General features: G+C 58.0%; 23 protein-coding genes. 4 read left to right on the forward strand and 19 right to left on the reverse strand.

The window, feature by feature from the left end; genetic code table 11:
* Window position 1 precedes the first annotated feature (1 nt).
* Together AB688_RS17420 and codB are read right to left on the reverse strand one after the other, a co-directional pair.
* Window positions 2–1,219, reverse strand: coding sequence for a PucR family transcriptional regulator (locus AB688_RS17420; RefSeq protein ID WP_054892037.1), 1,218 nt, complete (start codon window positions 1,217–1,219; stop codon window positions 2–4).
* Window positions 1,216–2,475: a cytosine permease gene (gene codB / locus AB688_RS17425; protein ID WP_054892038.1), complete on the reverse strand. Its 1,260-nt coding sequence runs from the start codon at window positions 2,473–2,475 to the stop codon at window positions 1,216–1,218. The genes AB688_RS17420 and codB overlap by 4 nt, the downstream gene beginning before the upstream one ends.
* A gap of 340 nt (window positions 2,476–2,815) precedes the next feature.
* Between codB and AB688_RS17430 the strand changes: the two genes are divergently transcribed.
* Complete coding sequence (locus AB688_RS17430) at window positions 2,816–3,820, forward strand: 5'-nucleotidase (protein WP_063545294.1); 1,005 nt, start codon at window positions 2,816–2,818, stop codon at window positions 3,818–3,820.
* 11 nt (window positions 3,821–3,831) lie between these two features.
* Here the strand turns inward: AB688_RS17430 and AB688_RS17435 are convergent, their stop codons facing one another.
* The 3 genes from AB688_RS17435 to AB688_RS17445 all read right to left on the reverse strand — a co-directional run bounded on the left by AB688_RS17435 (window position 3,832) and on the right by AB688_RS17445 (window position 9,170).
* Window positions 3,832–5,070 carry a hypothetical protein gene (locus tag AB688_RS17435; protein WP_155738213.1) on the reverse strand — a complete coding sequence of 413 codons (1,239 nt, stop codon included), beginning with the start codon at window positions 5,068–5,070 and terminating at the stop codon, window positions 3,832–3,834.
* A gap of 114 nt (window positions 5,071–5,184) precedes the next feature.
* Window positions 5,185–5,493: a DUF3077 domain-containing protein gene (locus AB688_RS17440; protein WP_063545296.1), complete on the reverse strand. Its 309-nt coding sequence runs from the start codon at window positions 5,491–5,493 to the stop codon at window positions 5,185–5,187.
* A 278-nt stretch (window positions 5,494–5,771) separates the two neighbouring features.
* Window positions 5,772–9,170, reverse strand: a complete 3,399-nt coding sequence (locus tag AB688_RS17445; protein WP_063545297.1) for a type III effector HrpK domain-containing protein — start codon at window positions 9,168–9,170, stop codon at window positions 5,772–5,774.
* Window positions 9,171–9,430: 260 nt separating this feature from the next.
* Here AB688_RS17445 and AB688_RS17450 point away from each other — a divergent pair, with 260 nt between their 5' ends.
* Both AB688_RS17450 and AB688_RS17455 read left to right on the forward strand, forming a co-directional pair.
* On the forward strand, window positions 9,431–10,126 hold the full coding sequence (locus AB688_RS17450) for a type 1 glutamine amidotransferase domain-containing protein (RefSeq protein WP_063545298.1): 696 nt from the start codon (window positions 9,431–9,433) through the stop codon (window positions 10,124–10,126).
* 208 nt (window positions 10,127–10,334) lie between these two features.
* Window positions 10,335–11,498, forward strand: coding sequence for an AAA family ATPase (locus AB688_RS17455; RefSeq protein WP_063545299.1), 1,164 nt, complete (start codon window positions 10,335–10,337; stop codon window positions 11,496–11,498).
* Between the two features lie 34 nt (window positions 11,499–11,532).
* Here the strand turns inward: AB688_RS17455 and AB688_RS26350 are convergent, their stop codons facing one another.
* Both AB688_RS26350 and AB688_RS17465 read right to left on the reverse strand, forming a co-directional pair.
* The gene (locus tag AB688_RS26350) at window positions 11,533–12,060 is read right to left on the reverse strand and encodes a GNAT family N-acetyltransferase (RefSeq protein ID WP_081255258.1); all 528 of its coding nucleotides are present in this window, start codon (window positions 12,058–12,060) and stop codon (window positions 11,533–11,535) included.
* A gap of 105 nt (window positions 12,061–12,165) precedes the next feature.
* Entirely contained in the window at window positions 12,166–12,516 is a 351-nt protein-coding gene (locus AB688_RS17465; protein WP_063545301.1) for a hypothetical protein, read from the reverse strand.
* 153 nt (window positions 12,517–12,669) lie between these two features.
* Between AB688_RS17465 and AB688_RS17470 the strand changes: the two genes are divergently transcribed.
* On the forward strand, window positions 12,670–13,227 hold the full coding sequence (locus tag AB688_RS17470) for an RNA 2'-phosphotransferase (protein WP_063545302.1): 558 nt from the start codon (window positions 12,670–12,672) through the stop codon (window positions 13,225–13,227).
* Between the two features lie 213 nt (window positions 13,228–13,440).
* Here AB688_RS17470 and AB688_RS17475 read toward each other — a convergent pair whose 3' ends face one another.
* The 12 genes from AB688_RS17475 to AB688_RS17495 form a co-directional block, all read right to left on the reverse strand.
* A complete protein-coding gene (locus tag AB688_RS17475) occupies window positions 13,441–13,818 on the reverse strand; it encodes a hypothetical protein (RefSeq protein ID WP_063545303.1) in 378 nt (125 codons plus the stop codon).
* Window positions 13,819–14,068: 250 nt separating this feature from the next.
* On the reverse strand, window positions 14,069–14,341 hold the full coding sequence (locus AB688_RS17480; protein WP_063545304.1) for a colicin immunity domain-containing protein: 273 nt from the start codon (window positions 14,339–14,341) through the stop codon (window positions 14,069–14,071).
* Window positions 14,338–15,921, reverse strand: coding sequence for a colicin D domain-containing protein (locus tag AB688_RS27350; protein WP_063545305.1), 1,584 nt, complete (start codon window positions 15,919–15,921; stop codon window positions 14,338–14,340). The genes AB688_RS17480 and AB688_RS27350 overlap by 4 nt, the downstream gene beginning before the upstream one ends.
* Before the next feature lie 142 nt (window positions 15,922–16,063).
* Complete coding sequence (locus AB688_RS26360; RefSeq protein ID WP_081255259.1) at window positions 16,064–16,387, reverse strand: hypothetical protein; 324 nt, start codon at window positions 16,385–16,387, stop codon at window positions 16,064–16,066.
* Window positions 16,388–16,891: 504 nt separating this feature from the next.
* A complete protein-coding gene (locus tag AB688_RS26370; protein WP_081255260.1) occupies window positions 16,892–17,386 on the reverse strand; it encodes a DNA/RNA non-specific endonuclease in 495 nt (164 codons plus the stop codon).
* A 27-nt stretch (window positions 17,387–17,413) separates the two neighbouring features.
* Window positions 17,414–17,731, reverse strand: coding sequence for a hypothetical protein (locus AB688_RS26845; RefSeq protein WP_155738214.1), 318 nt, complete (start codon window positions 17,729–17,731; stop codon window positions 17,414–17,416).
* 9 nt (window positions 17,732–17,740) lie between these two features.
* Window positions 17,741–18,106, reverse strand: a complete 366-nt coding sequence (locus tag AB688_RS26850) for a hypothetical protein (protein ID WP_151926235.1) — start codon at window positions 18,104–18,106, stop codon at window positions 17,741–17,743.
* A gap of 92 nt (window positions 18,107–18,198) precedes the next feature.
* A complete protein-coding gene (locus AB688_RS17490; RefSeq protein WP_193217526.1) occupies window positions 18,199–18,519 on the reverse strand; it encodes a hypothetical protein in 321 nt (106 codons plus the stop codon).
* The gene (locus AB688_RS27355; RefSeq protein WP_151926245.1) at window positions 18,510–18,587 is read right to left on the reverse strand and encodes a colicin E5-related ribonuclease; all 78 of its coding nucleotides are present in this window, start codon (window positions 18,585–18,587) and stop codon (window positions 18,510–18,512) included. The genes AB688_RS17490 and AB688_RS27355 overlap by 10 nt, the downstream gene beginning before the upstream one ends.
* Complete coding sequence (locus AB688_RS26860; protein WP_151926234.1) at window positions 18,584–18,733, reverse strand: colicin E5-related ribonuclease; 150 nt, start codon at window positions 18,731–18,733, stop codon at window positions 18,584–18,586. The genes AB688_RS27355 and AB688_RS26860 overlap by 4 nt, the downstream gene beginning before the upstream one ends.
* 59 nt (window positions 18,734–18,792) lie before the next feature.
* Window positions 18,793–19,101, reverse strand: coding sequence for a DUF3630 family protein (locus AB688_RS26375; protein WP_151926233.1), 309 nt, complete (start codon window positions 19,099–19,101; stop codon window positions 18,793–18,795).
* A complete protein-coding gene (locus AB688_RS17495) occupies window positions 19,098–20,654 on the reverse strand; it encodes a hypothetical protein (protein ID WP_063545306.1) in 1,557 nt (518 codons plus the stop codon). The genes AB688_RS26375 and AB688_RS17495 overlap by 4 nt, the downstream gene beginning before the upstream one ends.
* Between the last annotated feature and the right edge of the window lie 43 nt (window positions 20,655–20,697).

The raw sequence follows: 20,697 nt of genomic DNA on the forward strand, positions 1-20,697 counted from the left end.
GTTACTCCTTGCCTTGGCTTTCGCTCATGCGCCAGATCAGCAGCGCGACGGAAGCATTCATGCGGAAAAGCGAGTCATCGAGCGACTGTCCGCTCAACTGCTCGATGCGTTGAATACGCTGGATGATGGTGTTGCGGTGTACGCCCAGGCGTTGCGCCGCCTGGGCGCCGTTGCCGTTTTCCTTGAGCAGTACATCGAGGGTGTGCACCAGGGCGTAGGGATGCTTGCGCCCGGCTTCGATCAGCGGGCCGAGGGTCTGGGCGACGAAGTTGTCGATCAGCGAACGGTCGGCAATCCCCTGCAGCAGGCGCAACACACCCAGCTCGCTGAAATCGCACAGGCCAGTAGCCGGGCGCATGTTCTGTGCTACTTCGAGAGCCTGGCGCGCCTCGCCCAAGGCCTGACGGTAGTGGGCGCAGTCTTCGGCCAGGCACGACAGGCCCATGAACAGCGCCATCTCGCCGGTCACCTCGGCCAGTTGCCGATACAAGGCTGCGAGCGCTGGGCGCAAGTCCGGTGCGTCGGGCAGCAGCAGCACGAAGAGGTCACCTGGCAATTGCGCCATGACCGCCCCCGCAACCGTGCGGCACCAGGCCTCCAGTTGCTCTTCGAGCGCCTGACGGGTGTTCTGCCACAGGCGTTCGGCCTGCTCCGGTCGATGCCGCTCGAACAGGCCATCGACCGCCGACAGCCGCAGCGCGACCACACGGCGGGGCTCGTCCAGCGCCAGCTGCAGGTGTGCAGCGCGCTGGCGGGCAATGGCCAGGCTCGGGTAGTCGCCGGTCAACAGCTGGCCGAGAATGTCGTCACGCGAGCGCCGCACCTGGCCCATCTGCACCAGCGCCGTGCCGATCAGGTGGGTGACCACCACCATCTTCAAGGCGTAGGGCTGCTCGATCAGCGGCAGCCCCAACTGTTCGGCACGCTCGACCACCGCCGCCGGGATGTGCTGGATGAAGGTGCCGCCGGTGAGGATCACCATGCCGGCAATACCGACAGCATCGCCATCCTCCACCAGGCTCAGCAGGTTGGCCTCGCCACGCGGATGGTTGATACCGGTGACGAACACCAGTTCGCCGCCCATCACCCATTCGGCAATGCCTTCGTTCTCCGCCACGTAAGGCCAGCGCACCCGCCGCTGCAGGTTGCGTGCACCGGCCCGCACGGTCATCTCTTCGAGACCGGGCAGCCCCAGCAGCTCATCGAGTGCCAGGCTCACGGCTTGGCCTGTGCCACGGGGCGCACGCGCGCACCGACTTCAAGCAGGACGATGTAGCACAGCGCCGAAGCACCGATACCCACCAGCGGGGCGACCCACGGCGAGCTGTAGGCCAGCACCGCCCCCACTGCGTAGGCGAACAGGCCGGCGCGGTTGTAGCGCGGCAGGCTGACCGAAGCCAGGGTCGGATACTTGCCACGGTGGCGGTACCAGAAGTCGGCCATGATCACCCCGCCGACCGGCGGAATGATCGAACCCAGCAGCACCAGGAATGGAATCAGCCATTCATACATGCCACCGATCGCCAGCACGATGCCCACGCCGGCCGCCACCAGCGTCGCAGTACGACGGCGCTCGCTGCGCACCAGGTGGCAGGTCGCCGCCGCGACGTTATAGATGGTCGGGCCCTGAATGGTCCAGAGGTTCAGGCACAGCATCACCACGGCGGCGAACGACAGGCCCTGCAGCATCATCACTTCGACGATGTCGGCTTGCTGGTAGACCATCGCGCACCAGGCGCCTGCCACCACCATCAGGCCGTTGCCCACCAGGAACGCCACGACGCTGGCCGTGACCGCCACCCGGCCACTGCGCGACAGGCGTGTCCAGTTGGTGGCCTGGGTCGCGCCACTGGCGAAGGTGCCGAAGACCATGGTCACCGCTGCCGAGAAGCTCATCGCCTCGTGCGGCACCACGGCCATAAGTCCTTCGAAACCGCCCACGTGCCGGGTGGCGATGACCATCGAAATCACCAGTAGCACGAACATCAGGGGCACCGACAGCCGCGACAGCCAATCCAGCCCCTTGAAGCCAATGATCGCAGTGATGCTGAAGCCCAATCCGAACAACACCATCAGCGGAATGGTCAAGCCCTCGGCCAGCCCCAGCAGCTTGACCAGCACGATCGCCACTGTCGCCGTCCCCCAGGCGTACCAGCCCAGCTCAGCGAAACCCAGCAGAAAATCGGAGAGCCGGCTGCCCGATTCACCAAAACAGAAACGCCCCATCAGCACCGTGTTCAGGCCACTGCGCGAGGCGATGAACGCGAGCGTTGCCGCATAGATCGCCAGCAAGGTGTTGCCGATGGTGGCAATCCACAGCATGTCGACGAAATTGAAGGCCATGCCCAGCTTGCCGCCAGCGAACATGGTGCCGGTGAAGAAGGTGAAGCTGAACAGGACCATGGCAATCGGCAGCAGGCCCTTGCGGGCGTGCTGGGGGGCTTCGGTCAGGGGGAATTCGCCGGGTGAGCTCATTTTTATAGTGTTCCAGTGTTGGGGGGTTGGCGCTGGCGGAGCAATAAGTGGGCCGGATCCAGGGTAGACGATGTTCAGACTGGGAATTGGGCTTTAACGATATCCATTAATGTGCAACACGCACATAAATTACTGATCAGGGCGAAAATTTGTGGGCTTTATATCTCATTTTGATGCACGCGTGCACCTTTGGGTGGCGGACTTGCACCTGCGCACCGCGGGATTTCCAGCGCTTTGCGCTGACGAAGACCTTGAGCATCACAGCTATCCTTTTATGGCAGTACAATCATGGCCGCACCGCGCCAAGTCTCGGTGATGCCTATCGGTTCAGGACTTCTCCATGCCCTACCCCATCGAACAGAAACTTGTCGTCGGCGTTGCCTCCAGTGCGCTGTTCGACCTCGCTGAGTCCGACGACATCTATCAAAGTGAAGGCGTCGAAGCCTATCGCCAGCATCATGAAGCGAACCTCGACAATCCGTTCCCCAGGGGTGTGGCTTTTCCGTTCATCCGCCGCTTCCTGAGCATCAACAAGGCCTTTCCCGGGCAACTGCCAGTTGAAGTGGTGCTGCTGTCGCGCAACTCGCCGGAAACCGGGCTGCGGGTGTTTCGCTCTATCACGCATTACGGCCTGGACATCAGCCGCGCGGCCTTCATGTCTGGCCGCTCGCCCTACGAGTACATCCCGGCCTTCAATGCTTCGCTGTTCCTCAGCGCCAACGAAGAAGACGTGCAGCGCGCCATCGACGCCGACTATCCCGCCGGCCTGGTGCTGCCCACACGCATCTACGACGACGAGATCGACACCGAACTGCGCGTGGCCTTCGACTTCGACGGCGTGATCGCCGACGACGAAGCCGAGACGGTCTACAAGCAGCACAACAACCTCCATGACTTCCAGGCCCACGAGTTCGCCCGCAAGGCCATCCCGCATCAGCCGGGGCCGCTGGCGGACCTGTACCGCAAGCTCTCGCACATTCGCACCCTCGAAGACCAGAAGCTTGCGCAAGACCCTGACTACAAGCGCATCCTGCGCATTGCCATCGTCACAGCGCGCAACGCACCATCCCATGAGCGCGTGGTGACCACCTTGAAAAACTGGGGCGTTTCGCCAGATGAATCGTTCTTTCTGGGTGGGATGGAGAAGGGCCGCGTGTTGTCCATTCTCAAGCCGCACATGTTCTTCGATGACCAGCGCAGCCACCTGTTCTCGGCGGCGGGTAACCTGCCGATGGTGCATGTGCCGTTCGGGGTGGCCAACCGCAACGTCGCCAGCCAGCCGGCGCAGGAGGTCATGACTCAGGGCGCTGGCGAAGCTACGAGTGAACAGGTGACAGGCCGATAAAGGCCGCATGCCTAGCGATTGTCCTGCAGCATTTGCCCACGTATCTGCTCCCAGCCCATTCGCCGCTCCGCCGCCTCTTGCCACTGCGCCCGTTGCGGCTCGCGCTGCACGATTGGCAGCAGCAGCGGCGGCAAACGCTCCACCTGGCTGCTGCGGGTGAAGATGCACAGCCGGGTGTAGTCAGGCAGTTGGTGGAGCTTGGCCCCGAGCAGGCTGTGCGGGCACAGCAACAGCAGGTCACCGAAGGCGAACAGCTGGTAGGCCCTGACCTGCACCTTGCCATCGTGACGCAGACGGCTGTGCCAGAGCAGCGGATCGATATCGGCCAGTGTCACCTGGCGATCGAGCACGTAGCGCTGGGAGAAACCCTGGCGTACTTCCAGGCTGCCGGCCACCGAATAGGTGATGCTCGACATCGCGCCCTTGGCGGTGGTGAGGAAGATCACGAAGAACAGCAAGGCGCCGCCGATGCCTGCGGCGACTTTGCGGTAGATATCGCCTTTGAACACGAAGTACAACATCGAAGGCAGCAGGCTCATCAGCAGCGTGAACAGTGAAAAGCCTGCCACGAACGACACCGCCGCCTCGTTATCCCGCCCGACGTAGGTGTCGATGATCAACAGCATCGACAACGAACTGGCGATGACGGCGAACACCAGGGTGAACGAAAGAAAGATCCCAAGAAACCAGCGATCGGCCTTGCCCTTGTTCTTCGGCACCGCGAGAACGAACAACGACCTGAACGACCGGGAGAAGAACAGCGCGGCAAACGCCAGCACGGTGGCTACCGAGATCAACAGCATGGCAACGCCGGGGCTGAGCATTCGATGGTAGAAGAAGCCCAGGACGATGAAGGCGGCGTAGCCCACCACCAAAGGAATCACCAGCCACAGCGCGACATGGCGGGTGAGCCAGCGCACCCTGCCGAACAGCGATACCGCCGTGCCGTAGAGCCACGACGAGCCCATCAGGATGATCAGGTGCGAGAACATCACCGCGACGACCACGAACATCCACGCGGCGAGTGACGACTTGGAATCCAGCGCCGACATGAACAGGTCGGCGCGACCGATGGCCCGGGTGTAGATGTACAGGCTCACGCTGCCGAGAAAGGTCCCGAGGAACACCAGCGTCACGGTGAACGGCGTCCAGTGCGTCAGCACCCGCTTGAGGTTCTTGCGAAACACCTGGGCGAAGGTCGGGCGCACGCGGCGCACCCGGGATGTAGCGGATTGCGAGGTCCTGCTCATTTCGAGGCCTGTCCATGGTCTGCAACTACGAGGCCGGGGAATCTATCACGCTTGCCCGCGTGAATCCCGGTGTCTGCTTGCCGATGCGTCCTGCATCGACGGCTTGCGGTATCGCTAGGCCCCCTCCTCGACAGGCACCTCACCGCGTACGATGGTCAGTTGGCCGTCGATCATCGCCTTGCTCATGCCGCACAGGTAATGGGTGGCGCGCATGAGCGGTTCGGCATCCTGTGGTTTGTCGATGGCTCGTCGGGTGAGTTCGGTCACGCAGCCGAGCAGCGTGGAAATTTCCATCAGCGTTTCCTTCGGCGGCAGCCCGGGTATCGCCTGGACCCAGGCCATGCGTGGCTCGCGGCGGATACGTGCGGGTGCGCTGACCAGTTTAAGGCCGTCGCGCTTATTCGATTGGTCGTCGTTGTCCATGGCTCCCCCAGCGTTGGTTGAAAAGCGCCTGTCGCACACCCTCGCCCGTGTTCCAGCCCGACTCACGCGAACCTGGCGTGTGTCTCTGCCCGTCGGCTGAAAACGCGATGACGATGTGCGACCGGCCCCAGGAGAGTAGAAGCACCGACGGCGCCACACAACGGCAAAACCCGGGGAAATGGTATCCCCGGAAATGTCCTACGACGTATTAGGAAGGTTCGCGAAATAGGCCCTAGGCCGGTCGCAATCCGCAGGCATGCGCCGACCACGGCGCATCATCAGGAAGTCCACTCCTCACCACCCGGCCAGTCCTCGGTGGGGATATCGGCCAAGGTGCCGTCCTTGATCCCGTCGATGCCGTAGCGCTCGATCGAATCGCCCAGCAACGAGCCGAACTTGTCCGACTTGACCTGCTCCTGCCCTTCCTTGACCAGGCCCGGGATGATCGCTGCCAGCACCGCCACGCCCGCGCCAAGGAACCCCAGCACCCCAGCCGTGGCCGCCAGGCCCGGAAGGAAGCGTGGCAGGTTGGCGCCGAGCAGGCCGAGTCCGCCCTCCACCGCCGAGGCACTGCCCGCCAGCACGCCCAGCGAGCCGGCAGTGATGCCGAAGCCACCGGCCAGCTTGTCGCCACGACGCAGCGCGTTCACACCATCGAAGATGCCATAGGCCCCGGCCACGATACCGGCCAGCCCGCCGATGCCTTTGGCAGCTTCCTCGAAGTTCTTCGCCACCACCTTGGCGTGCTTGCCATCCTTGACGTTGGCCTTGACCTCATCGAGCAGGTCGAGCATCACCTTGCCATCCTTCATGTCGGTCAGCGTCTGCTCACCGTTCTTGATCGCCTTGGTCAAGTGCTCCTGGTAACCCTTGGAACCGCCCTCGATCAGCACCGTGGTGGTCTGCACCGACCCGGTGGTGATGTCGACGATGTTGCGATCGGTGAGCTTGCCGCCGCTCTGCGCGCCGCGAGCGATGGTGACACCGGCCAGGAACAGCCCGCTCACCCCGTGCAGCACGCCACTGCCGTAAGCGCCCTTGGCGTTGCCGTTGGGGTCGAAGTCCGACAGCTTGCCCATCTTGTCCAGGGCCTTGGTGCCCTGGCGGAACAGGTCCCAATTGCCACGGAAGCCCGCCAGCACCTGGTCGGTGGTGGCCACGGTGCCGTCCTGGTTGAGCAACAGCTCGGGGCTCTCGTCGCGCATCTGGTCGATCAGCTTGCGCACCTTGTCTTCGTCCAACTCGTCCCCGCCATCCTTGCCGAACGCGGTCTTGAGGTCGTCGAAGGTGGCGTCCTTGAACAGGTTCTCCTGGGTGATGGTGGAGAAGTTGTCGTTGAGCTGCTTGTCGTACTGGGCGGTGAACTGCGGATCGAGCGCCGAGTTGTAGAGCGCCACCTCCAGGCTGAACTCCGAGGCGGCCTGCTCGGGCGAGTTGTCCTTGAGCAGTTCGCGCATGCGTTCGCCGGTGGCCAGCTGATCCTTGTAGAAGGTCTTGAAATCTTCATTGTGCGACGACTTGCCGACCGCGCCCTGGATCGCCTTGGCGTCGTCGATACCGAGGATCGACTGCAGGCTGGTGGCGGTGGCATAGAAGCTGGCCAGCGCAGTGTGCTGGTCGGTCTTGCCATCCTTGGTGTTGGCGTCCCAGGCAGCGTCCAGCGCCTTGCCAGACTTGACCTCGTCTTCGTAGGTCTTGCTGACGGCATCCTTGAACCCAGGGTTTTCCTCGAACAGCGTCTTCACCGCCTCATCGCCCGCGCTTTTGAGATAGTCGGCGGTTTCCTTGTCGTTCTGCAGGATGGCCATGTGGTCGTTGATGTCTTCCAGCAGCTTTTGCGGCTCCCAGATCGCACCGGAACGGTTGGCGATGGCGACCTTTCCGTAGTCGCTGTTCCACACCCCGGCATTGGCGCCGTCGACCACCAGCTTCTGCGCCTCCTGCAGGTCCAGCAGTACGGCGGCCTTTTCCTCGGCGCTGTAGTTTTCCGGATGCACGAAGACATCCTCGCCCAGCTTGCGGGTGTCGACCTTGCCGGTGACATTGCCGGGGGCGACATCGGTGATCAGGCTGGCCAGCCCTTGGGCATCGGTGGGTGAGCCGCTCTTCAGCCAGTTCTGCACGTCCTCGCGACTGACCTTGCCGTCAGGCTTGTCGCCAATGTTGTTGCTGGCGGTATCGACCTTGCGGAATGCGCCTGGCTGGGCGAAGAAGCTCAGCGCTTCTTGCTCCTGCTTGCTCAGTTGCGGATTCTGCTTGAGGTAGTCCTGGATGTTGTCTGCGGTGACTGCGCCGTCCGCGCCAGTCTTGCCGCAGATCGAATCGTACTTGGCATCGAAGATGGCGCCATACTGGGCGATCTGCCTGGAGCCTGCGTCAGCGTCCGGGTTGGTCTTGAGGAACGCCTTGTAGCTGCCGATCTCGTCGTTGGCCGGCGGCTTGGCCAGCGACTCGAAACCGAACTTGCCAAAGTCCTGCAGGCGCCCGGCCTCGGTGCCGTGACGCGCCTCACCGCTCTTGGTGAAGCCATCGACACTGCTGTTGGCCACATCCTTGCCGGTGAGCGCCTTGCCGTCCTCGTCATAGCCCACCACTCGGTCGAGCACCTGGCTGGCCCGGAAGGCGGCGTTGGGATCCTTGTCGAAATCGCCGACCTGCTCCTTCAGCGCATCCTTCACCCCGCTCTGGTTGCCGAGGTTCTTGAGCAGCGGGTTGTCATCGATGATGTCCTGCGCCGAACGCTTGTCGTCCTCGGGCAGCTCCCAGACAATGCCGGCCTTTTCTGCTGCCTCGCGACGTTTGTCATCCTTGCCCACGTCGTCGACATGCTGCAGCTCGCCCTTGAGGCTCTCGAACCCGTACTTGCCAAAATCCTGCAGGCGCCCAGCTTCGGTGCCATGCCTGGCATCGCCGCCCTTGGTGAAACCGTCGATGCTGGTGTTGTCGACATCCTTGCCGGCCAGGCGCTCGCCGTTCTCGTCATAGCGCACCACGTGGTCCAGCACCTGGGTCGCGCGGTAGGCCGCATCGGCATCGTGCTCGAAGTCGCCGACCTGCTCCTTGAGCATGTCCTTGACCCCGCTCTGGTTACCCAGGTTCTTGAGCAGTGGGCTGTCGTCGATGATCTGCTGCGCCGAACGTTCGTCGCCTTCGGGGCGCTCCCACCGGATACCCGCTGCCTCGGCCTTGCTGCGTGCCTCGGGGTCATCGTTGGCCGCCTCGATGTGCTTGAGCTCACCCTTCAGGTTTTCCCAACCGTACTTGCCGAAGTCCTGCAAGCGCCCGGCCTCGGTGCCGTGCTTGGCATCACCGCCCTTGGTGAAACCATCGACCTTGCCGTTGTCGATATCGCCACCGACCAGTCGCGAGCCACCCTCGTCGAAGCGCTCGATGTGGTCCAGTACCTGGGTGGCGCGGTAGGCCGCATCGGCGTCGTGCTCGAAATCTCCGACCCGCTCGCGCAGCTTGTCCTTCACCCCGCTCTGGTTGCCAAGGTTCTTCAACAACGGACTGTCGTCGATGATTTCCTGGGCGGAACGGTTGTCGTCCTTCGGGCGCTGCCATTCGATGCCGGCGTCCTTGGCCTTGGCACGATCGACCGCATCGCCCCAGTCGGCACTGGCATCCTTCTTGGTGAGCGTCTTGATATCGGGGGCGTTGGTGACCGGAGCTGACATGCGCGTTCTCCCTGAAGGTGGCTGCCCGGTTGGCGGGCCCGAGGTGTGTGAGTGCAGGGAAAAGCAGCGAGATGACTGAACGATGACAGCCATGCTGGCGATCAGCCGCTTTTCGCAGCTGCACGCCCGTGATCATTGGGCGGATCGCGCCTGTGAAACGTTGTGAAATCACCCGATGGAACATCTGTCGGTCTTAGGCCTCCCACACTAACGCAGGGCGAAAGGCGCGCTGCCCATGAAGATCCGGAGGCTTGTCCTGTATGAAAAAGATCCTGATGGTGCTGACATCCCACGACCAGCTCGGTAACACCGGCAAGAAAACCGGCTTCTGGCTGGAGGAGTTTGCCGCCCCTTACTACGTGTTCATCGACGCTGGCGCGCAGATCACCCTCGCCTCCCCCAAAGGCGGCCAGCCACCGCTGGACCCGAAGAGCGACCAGCCCGACGCCCAGACCGCCGCCACCCGCCGCTTCCAGCAAGACACCGAAGCGCAGATCGCTCTGGCCGACACCATTCCGTTGGGAGAAATCGACCCTTACGACTTCGACGCCGTGTTCTATCCAGGTGGTCATGGGCCGCTGTGGGACCTGGCCGAGGACAAGGATTCAATCACCCTGCTCGAGGCCCTGTACGCCTCGAACAAACCCATCGCTGCGGTATGCCATGCACCGGGGGTGTTCAAGCAGGTCAAGGCAGCGGATGGCGAGTCGGTTGTGAAAGGCAAGCGCGTCACCGGTTTCACCAACAGCGAGGAAGAGGCTGTCGGGCTGACCGATGTGGTGCCGTTTCTGGTGGAGGACATGCTCAAGGCCAACGGCGGTGAGTACTCAAAGGCAGCCGATTGGGCGAGCTACGTGGTCGAGGATGGCAATTTGATCACCGGCCAGAATCCGGCGTCGTCCGAGGCGGCGGCGCAAGCGCTGCTCAAACGTCTGGAGCAAGAACCAGGCGCTTGAGACAAATGGCACAGGCGCGGCCCGCTCCCTCAGATGCACGATCCCTGTAGGAGCGGGCTCGTCCCGCGATCACCGGCAAAGCCGGGGCCATCCCCATCACCGATACAGACGGACTTACATCACCCACCAACCCCGCGTACCCAGCGGCTGGAAACCCCACCCAGCATCGGTGACAATCGCCCCTCATGCCCAAGCCAGGACGCCTCGCGTGCTCACCACCCTCGCCATCGGCAACTACCGCTCGATCAAACACCTCGTCATGCCGCTAGGCCAGCTCAACCTGGTAACCGGCGCAAACGGCAGCGGCAAATCCAACCTGTACAAAGCCCTGCGCCTACTGGCTGAAACCGCCCAAGGCGGCGTGATCGGAGCCCTCGCCCGCGAAGGCGGGCTCGACTCGACCTGGTGGGCCGGCCCGGAAACCAGCGCCCGCATGAAGCGCGGCGAAGTGCCCATTCAAGGCCAGCACCCGTCCGACGTCAGACGCCTGCGCCTGGGCTTCGCCACCGAGGATTTCGGCTTCGCCATCTCACTCGGCCTGCCCATCCCGTTGCCCTACCCGAGCGCATTCATGCTTGACCCCGAGATCAAGTGCGAAGCCATCTGGGGCGCCGGCGCCTACCGCCCCTCCTCCCTGCTGGTCGAGCGCAAGAACGCCCTGGTACGTGCCCGCGAAGGCAACAGCTGGGCGGTACTCGATCAACATGCCGACAGTAGCGAAAGCTTCTTCAACATCGTCGGCCGGCCCCGCCAGGCCCCGGAGATCGGCGAGCTGCGCGCATTCATCAACAGCTGGCGCTTCTACGATCACTTCCGCATCGACCGCGACGCCCCCTGCCGCCAACCGCAACTGGGCACCCGCTCACCCGTGCTGCACCACGACGGCCGCAACCTCGCCTCGGCACTGCAGACCATCATCGAAATTGGTGACGTCGAAGACCTGGTTGCCGCGCTGGATGACGCATTTCCCGGCAGCCGCCTGGAGATCGATGCACCACCCGGCGGGCTGTTCAGCGTAAGGCTTTACCAGCACGGGCTGCTGCGGCCCCTGGGCGGTACGGAACTGTCGGACGGCACCTTGCGTTACCTGTTGCTGATGGCAGCCCTGTTGACGCCCCGACCACCGTCACTGATGGTGCTCAACGAACCGGAAACCAGCCTGCATGCCGACCTGCTGCCGGCGCTGGCGCGCTTGATCATCCGCGCGTCGCAGCGTAGCCAGGTGTGGGTGGTGTCGCACAGCAGGCCGCTGATCGACGCGCTGACGGCGTGTGAAGGGTGCAATGTGTTGGAACTTGAGAAGGATCAGGGGCAGACGCAGTTGCGCGGGGTCGGGTTGCTGGATCAGCCGTTGTGGCGGTGGCCAGACTGAGCCTTCGAGGCATCACCGCTCCCAGTGCCGCTCTTCAAAATTGTTCGCCCGCTCTCCAGACCATCGCACACCTGCTTCCCACGGGAAATCCGTGTTCATACTCTTCATTCAACAGTGTTGACAGCCTTTCATCGACGTATTGGTCGGATTCAATCTGAAAACCGAGACGAGCGTAGAACGGAGCATTCCACGGTACGTCTTTGAAGGTTGTGAGAGTCAGCGCATGCAGCTCATTGATCTCAACATAAGCCTGCGCCGCTTGAACGAGCTGTCGCCCTATGCCCTGCCCTTGCAGGGTGTGTCGAACGGAAAGTTCATGGATATGAAGGTCTCTACCGTAGATATCGGCACTGAGAAATCCTTGCGGGCGATTTTCAGCATCGATGGCCACCCAGCACGTCGAGCGCTCGATGAGCTCAAGATGCCGTTCAACGGGCATAGGAGGAGAATCCGCGAGCCAGCTTAACCCTTCAAATACACGAAAGGCTTGCGCGGCAGAACGCTCGATTGAAAGTAAGAGGCTCGCATCCTCAGGCACAGCAACACGGACAGTCGTAAACATAGCTACCCGAAATCTGGATCGCGGGATGAAAGCCTGGAGCCCCCTAGTATCAGCAAGGCTTTGACCATTTGTTGCGCCGCTTCGGAAGTGGCGCTGCCACTGGCGTTAGCATTCGATGCCAACGATCCATTGGGTCTTGGCCGCATTGCTGCGGTCCAGATCAGGACGCCGCGCGGCAGGCTGGGTACAGCCGCGCGGTACGATATACGGCTGGGCGACCGCAGCCGCTTCGGCGAGCTCCATCGGCTTGCCATCGTCACGCTCGACGGTGATGAAAAACGGCTGGTAGAACGGAATGATGTAGGCATCGAGGGTATAGCGCGCACCATTGGCCTCAAGGTTGGCGTGGTACTCATCGAAACGGGTCAGGCGACTGGTGTCGAGCTTGTCCTGCGTCGCGCAACCGACCATGAAAAGCCCGAGCAAGGCACCGGTGCACAGTGACATCGTGTTCATTACAACTCCTTTTGAGATTTGCCCGGATGGACGCGCCGGGACATTAAAGGCGTGCGTGGTGGTCGTCAAGCGAGCGGCACTACTTGAGCGGCGGCATGATAGGGATCACAATCACCGCGCTAAAAAAAGGATAAAGACAAAAGGATCATTGCCTTGAACAAGAAACAACGCGACGAACTCAGTAAGTATCTCAGCTATGTGCTACGCCATGCTCCGCACTCCATCGGCTTGACCCTGGACCGCGAAGGTTGGGCCGAGGTAGAGACACTATTGCGCAATGCCGCTGAGCAAGGACGCAGTTTTGACCGCGCCGCCCTGCACGACGTGGTTGAAACCAACGACAAGAAGCGCTTCACCCTTTCGGACGATGCGCGATATATCCGCGCCGCCCAAGGCCACAGCACGACTCAGGTCGCCCTCCAACATGTCGAAAAGACCCCACCCGCGCTGCTCTACCACGGAACCGCCAGCCGTTTCATGGCGTCCATCGAGGTACAGGGTCTGGTTGCCGGTTCTCGCCACCATGTACACCTGAGCGAGGATCCAGAAACGGCGTTGGCCGTGGGTAGACGCTACGGAGAGCCCGTGTTGCTGGTGATAGACACGTCGAAGATGCGCGAAGCTGGCGCGCGTTTCTACCAAGCGGACAATGGTGTGTGGCTGGTGAATGAGGTGGCGGTGGGCTACTGGAGTCGAGCGCAGCAGGAGTGATAGATGGCTTCACTCTGGCAAAAAAGTGCCGAGGGAATGAAAAGCATCACGACTAATGGGATCAATCTAAAGCCAGCTTATTCACATCCTATAACCTAGGCATCAGCAATTAAACTTCTGTGAAGTACATCATACTCGTCACCCCCTTGAATCTTGCACCGGCGCTTGCAGCATCCGAAAAACAATTCTCCCATCAACATGAAGCCACCTAGGCTAGCCCCTAGGGCGGCGCCACATTTCATTCAAAATTATTAACAGTCGCGAATAAATGAGCAATGGCACATTTAGCACCAACATTACGTTTTGTGTGTGTATCTCCATAGGAATTAGGGTATCCACACGCTGATTCTCTGAAGCCTCAGAGAACACCTTTGCGGAAAGATGGCTCGTTGTTTTCAGAACCCCTGAAATAACAACTTTCACTTGCACCATCCGATCATCAACCCTGAAACCATTTTCAAACAATTCTATATCGGATTCATTCAAGGGCAATCTGTACACGCTCGCCCCCAATAGTAAATCACTTTGAGGCTCTGAATATTCGCCGTAGCCGGAGGCCTGCAGGCTCTGCAGATACTTTTCAATTGCCATAATTCCGCTCACTGCTTTAGCCCTTTTGAAAACTCGCGCAGTGCCTCTGTCGCCCCCCGCTCACGCGGAGTTAAGCTCTCACCAAAATGCTCATTCAAGCCGTTGGCTGTGCTTTTGTTTAGCGTATTACCCCCTGTTTGCAAAACATTAGGTATTCGGCCGGACGTACCTACACTGGAAGGAACGGGTAATGGTAGCCCTTCACTTTCAACCCATTTCCCATTAATGAGCTGATTACCTTTTGCACCAACTAATCAGCCACTATTTTTTGCGTCAAACTAGCGACTTTAGATTTAAGCATTTCATCGTTCAACTCATACTCTTCCCTTGACTCGTCTGGCTGGTACATGTCCGCGGCACAAAAAATGCTCGACAAGCACTCGCTCAGCAAAGGCTCATCGAGTTGCAGGAGGTTCCTATCTCGCTCAATTTTCCATAGCTCAATATATGCCTCAGAAAAAATGTCGGCCGTCAACCTGCCGGCCACATAAGATCTTGCAAACTCCAAGAGAGTAAAACTCATCGTAAAACTCCATTTTTAATAAAGGTATCAAACTGCTGAGTTCCTGGCGAGAGCCTAAAGCCCGTCACAAAATTTCCTGACGCATCGAGCACAACAGCGTTGTTGGTGCTCGAATTAAAGAACACCCTGGAGTCTTTTACGAATCCGTATGTACCTTGCAGAATCGTAGAAGCGGAACTCATGTGAGCTTTGATTGCAGACTCATACTGAGCAAGTGTTTCAGAATTTTTCTTTGTAGTCACCACTCCAAAATCAGAAGCATGCTTGAATTTTTTATCGAGCTGCTTCTGGGTAACGCTAGTTAACGCCTCAGCAACACTATTACCTTTTGCACCTGCAACGCCGTCTCCAGCGCCCTCCGAATAAACAACACCCGGATTCAGCTGATGCCCAGGAGTGACGTAGATCTCCCTCCCCGGCTGCCCATCGAGCTGATTACCGCCAGTATGCGTGACATTTTCGCCCGGACCAACGCCTGTGTACCCCCCGCTGGCAGGATGAGTGCCATCCTCTTGCACCGCAGGGTTCTCATACCTCGGCTTACTCTCGAATGCCTTGATCGGGAACCCGCCTCGCCAACGCCCGTTGAGCAAGAGGAACAGATCCATCGACTGTTCGAACTGCTCAGCAGAGTCCTTGCCGATCGCCTTCAGCGACGCCTCAAGTGACTCAGCCGCTTTCTGCAGCGCTTCGTCCGAATTCGGCGTTGCGAGATAGACCGCTGTCGCAGCACCTAATGCAACCACCGTTTCTGCAGCAATAGGGACCGCAATCAAGTTCCGCTGCAGAGGATCGGCGCGTCCCAGTGTCAGCAACGCGTTGACCATTTGTTGCGCCGCCTCGGGAGATTGGGCCGACAGCTCATTGAGCTTTTGTCGGACCAGCGCTGTCTCCTCTGTGTCATGCCGGACATTCAACGCCGACAACATTGCGTCGATACCACGCTCTCGCAGCTCGGCATCCGCACTTCCCACCCGCACGAAGTTCTTGGCGAACTCCAAAACCTCGAGCCGGTATTGCTCGTTCTGCTCCATTCCCCTGGCAACGGAGGCAGGAGACTCACCCGAAGCAACCGACTGAAGCGACACCACCATTTCCAGCACACGTTGCGCTGTAAAGGTCGTACTCGCACCATAGGTCTGGAGGTCAACCTTCCATTTCGCGAGCGTCTGCGCTGGGTTGGCAACGTCTCTGAGCGAGCTCTGCGTGACATACAAATCCGTACGCGATTCCCGGTCCCGGGTAATCTCGTACGCCTTGTCCAGATCCCGATTCAGCCCGGCTGTCGAGTCCTTCTCGGCACCAGCATCACCGCGCACCACGATGTCGCCCTGGCCCACCGTGGCCCGCACGATCTGCTCGCGATCCTTGTCGTACTTCCAGCCACTGACACTCCAGCCGTTGCTGCCTTGGTCGCCCTTGCCAACCTGGCTGGCATCCTGCTGGGCCCCGCCACCGCCGCTGCTCCAGGTACCGCCGGCGTTCAGGTAGTAACCGTGCTCCTTGTCCTTGCCGGCAATGTCGCTGAAGCCCAGGGTGCCGGTATCAAGCTTGAGGTTGCCATTGTCGGCAGCGATCACGGCACCATCGAGCTGGGTGTGTCGTTCGGTACGGATATCGACCTTGTTGCCAGCGGTGATGCGGGTCTGCTCCTGGACCCAGTCGGTCTATTTTCGGCTAAAACTCAATCGATATTTTCTTGCACCAGCAGCCTTGGTATCTTTAAAAAACCTCATGCCTCAGCAACTTAAACCCACCACCTCGGCTAATCAATTTCTCTATATCAGCTGAACGATCTGTAGCGTTTACATAGAGCAATATTTTATAGCTCGCGTAGCTCTGCTCTACTGGATAGCCGTCCAAAGGATCAACATTCAATTTTAAAACAAAATTCTCTGAATCACTCCTCCCCCACACATAGTAGATACCACCCTGATAAGAGCTATCCCTTTCCTCAAAAATCTCTCCCAGCGCTCTTTCCACATCACTTCTCGCCGACAGAAGACATGATTTTTCCGCACCGTACAGATCATACTCAATAGTCATTTCGGTAACACCGCACTCGGAGCACGACTTGCGGCTGTTGCCACAGAGTCATAGATAATAAAATTAACTTCGCGTCCTGCTTGGGCGCTCATCTTACTCGACAAATCTTTCAGACCAAGGGCTTGCAAGTCTCTTGCACTCAAGGGCCCCGTACGAGTTCCGCCACTCCTCAAACCTATTCCTAAGGATTGAGCGCGTTGCAAAAGTTCTGGACTTGCCAGTGCAACATCAAAGCCACTCACCCTGCCAACGTCAAATCCCTCACCAAAACTTTTACCTGTTACGGCACTGTAGCAACGTATTCACGCAGCTGAACCAATAATTCTGTCAAATCCCCCACTGCTCGACCATCTGGATCAAACCAGTTCAACTCGCCCGCTCCATCAACATAGTCAAACTCATACTTCCCCCTCAGGAAAGAGCTCAGCTCTAACTATTAGTTTCTGGGCACCGGACGGCCCCGCATCAACTGAGAACTGCCCGACCTCCTGATATATATCTTTATCACTCATCAGATACCACTCGGGGAATTTTTAAATCAACGATCACCGGACACCCACCATCAATGGAGTATCTTACAGTAAATCTATCTGGGCATACGGAGAATCCTGAATAGACTGGCTCGATTTTCATACCAATCGTCTGACCTTGCTTCAGAGCAGATGCCCAAGTGTTCTCCATTGCCTTCCAAGCGCCCTTATTCAGCTTGCCATTCATGGGAAGCAGGTTCAGCCCCTCATCTGGCCCATTAAAGACACTTGGGATTAAGTGCCCGCCTTCATCACCACTGACCCCGCACTTCCCTGCAACACACTGCTGATATATATTTCGATCATTTCTAGTTAGTGAGAGATTGGACTCAACCTTATCAACACGCCCAAGACTATCTGTTTGATAGGTCTTGTTCCCGTCTACTTTATAAATCGTGTTCGGCTCAGGTTTGTTGAGCTCCTTCGTCCACGACCCCTTGCCACCAGAGCTAACTTCTACTTCGCGCAGAGCCTGCCCTGTTCCTTTTGCACTATATTACAAAGGATTTTCCTTCAGGTACTCTCTAATATCTTGATCAGAAATACCCGGCGCCCCTGCATCCAACCACAGCTCAAAATCTTGAGGGTATGCAATTAAATACTGACCATCCTTCGTCGCAGCAGGAACATTGCAAAACTCAGAAATCAACCTTAAATGGTGAACCACCAAAACCCAAATCCTACGCAGCTCTCTCGTTTGAGGAGCACCCTCTGATTTATCAGAGATGTACTCAGATTCACCCTCAACGAAATCCAAAACATCTTTGGCTCGTCCGGAGCTAATCAACGCCCTAATTATTTCAACCTTGCCCATACCACACACTCACTGAAGGAATTCCACATTAGATCCAGAAACCTCAACAACTTCAAAACCGAGAGTTTTCATCGTTTTTTCTAGTGGAGTACTCCATACAGCTTGCTCCCTAGAAAGCCCAGACGATGCGGCCGCTCTGAAAGCCTCAAGATTTGTATTCCCCAACTGCGCTGAAACAGTCTTAATTTTATCAGGGCCTATGGACTCGATTGCCCTGGAAACCATCTCCGTCCCTACACCTTTGCCAGAGACAGTCGTGCCATACCAATCGATGCGTAAATCCCCATCAGGTGAGTAACGAGCAACCAAATCGCTTTGTGCAAATTTACTATCAACAACAGCACCAGTCTTATCGAACTTCTGCCTAGCAGACAATTCAATATCAACATAGCCATTTGACTTGTTTACTACTTTTGCTTCGAAGTTAAGCCCTGTCCTTTCTGCTGGGACAAACCCTTTTGCACCAGCTAAACCCTAACCAGTACAAACTCCAAAAAAATTTCACTACCGATCATTCCTTCGACAATTAGCTGGCTCATTTCCACCGACCTCACAGTAAAATCCATTTCATTTAATGAGGCAGAAAAGTCAACAATACAATCCATATCTGGAATTCTCTTACCCTCCTTGATTTCAAATCCTTCCACACCAAGAACTGCAATACCATTACTCTTGCAGTAGTCGACCAGCTTAAGTCCATCACTGACATCAAACAAAGGAGTACCATTCCACACCAATGTAGGAACAATAGGCAAACTCTCTACGGACACTTCTGTAATCAGTCCCATGGCGCTACCCAGCTAGGGTCATTTTTATTAGAGACTTGGACAATCGCTCCCGTGCGATCATTCCTCAGACGTCCTTAGCAATATACCCAGTAGCTGGATCATTAAGGCGGCCTCCTGACACAGTATCAAAACGGGTTTCTTTCGCCACAGCCGTTTTGATTGGTTTATCGATTACAGACTGTATAGAGCTTTCCGTCCAGCCCCGCATGCCCATTTGATCGGCAATCTTTAGCTCAATAGTTATTGAAATTCCTTTTGCACCGAAGGACTAATTTAGCTTGCCAAAACCTCTCTTAACCCCTCGACAAATCGGTCTCCTTCTTCACTTTGCGACTCTAAACTAATCATCACTGGAAAGTCTTCGTAAACCAATCGTAGTGACTGACCTTTAATAGTCAGCCCCCAAACCCTAGTATCAACAGAATCACTTCTACTAGTGATGCTACCAGAGAAGAGCTTAATAAATTCCTCTGCATAATCAGGGAAGCCTTCCCAGCCCACATCAGAAATCAGCTCCACATACAACCTTCCAGACTTCATACGGCCAAGAGCATAAACGCCCTCATCAATAAATCTCTTCACTGGAAAAGGTCTCCACCGCCAGCCCGTGTAGAGCTTTCAATTATTTGATCAAAAGTTTTACCTTTTTTAACTAGATCATCAAATCCGGGTCCAATTTTGTTGCCATATCGCTCCAAGTTTCTCGCATCAATGACATCAAGCATTTCAGGAGGCGTATATTCTCTGTACTTCATTTTCAGCTCGTTTCTTGCACCATACGCATACTTTGCAACGTCTTCTGCACTAGCACCGCTAGCACGCATCTTGTCCACAGCCCCTTGTAAGTCATAAACATCTTTAACATAGTTTTGCCGGACAGGAGGGAGATACCCGAAGTCTCCGTCAGCTTTAGATATAGCGTTATCCCAGGCAGGAGTCGCTTTTGCGCCTGCACCGCCGTCTCCAGCGCCCTCCGAATAAACGGCACCCGGATTCAGCTGATGCTCAGGAGTGACGTAGATCTCCCTACCCGGCTGCCCATCGAGCTGATTACCGCCAGTATGCGTGACATTTTCCCGCGGACCAACGCCTGTGTACCCCCCGCTAGCAGGATGAGTGCCATCCTCTTGCACCGCAGGGTTCTCATACCTCGGCTTACTCTCGAATGACTTGATCGGGAACCCGCCTCGCCAACGTCCGTTGAGCAAGAGGAACAGGTCCATCGACTGTTCGAACTGCTCAGCAGAGTCCTTGCCGATCGCCTTCAGCGACGCCTCAAGTGACTCAGCCGCTTTCTGCAGCGCTTCGTCCGAATTCGGCGTTGCGAGATAGACCGCTGTCGCAGCACCTAATGCAACCACCGTTTCTGCAGCAATAGGGACCGCAATCAAGTTCCGCTGCAGAGGATCGGCGCGTCCCAGTGTCAGCAACGCGTTGACCATTTGTTGCGCCGCCTCGGGAGATTGGGCCGACAGCTCATTGAGCTTTTGTCGGACCAGCGCTGTCTCCTCTGTGTCATGCCGGACATTCAACGCCGACAACATTGCGTCGATACCACGCTCTCGCAGCTCGGCATCCGCACTTCCCACCCGCACGAAGTTCTTGGCGAACTCCAAAACCTCGAGCCGGTATTGCTCGTTCTGCTCCATTCCCCTGGCAACGGAGGCAGGAGACTCACCCGAAGCAACCGACTGAAGCGACACCACCATTTCCAGCACACGTTGCGCTGTAAAGGTCGTACTCGCACCATAGGTCTGGAGGTCAACCTTCCATTTCGCGAGCGTCTGTGCTGGGTTGGCAACGTCTCTGAGCGAACTCTGCGTGACATACAAATCCGTACGCGATTCCCGGTCCCGGGTAATCTCGTACGCCTTGTCCAGATCCCGATTCAGCCCGGCTGTCGAGTCCTTCTCGGAACCAGCATCACCGCGCACCACGATGTCGCCCTGGCCCACCGTGGCCCGCACGATCTGCTCGCGATCCTTGTCGTACTTCCAGCCACTGACACTCCAGCCGTTGCTGCCCTGGTCGCCTTTGCCAACCTGGCTGGCATCCTGCTGGGCCCAGCCGTGTACGAATGTTCTTACTGGTCGCTGTGCAATAGCAACATCATTAGGGCGCAGGTTAACTAACATGCCCCGCTCAGTAAGATTTGGAACAGGATCTATCGCTTTTGCA

The organism is Pseudomonas putida (assembly GCF_001636055.1).
GTDB lineage: Bacteria > Pseudomonadota > Gammaproteobacteria > Pseudomonadales > Pseudomonadaceae > Aquipseudomonas > Aquipseudomonas machongensis.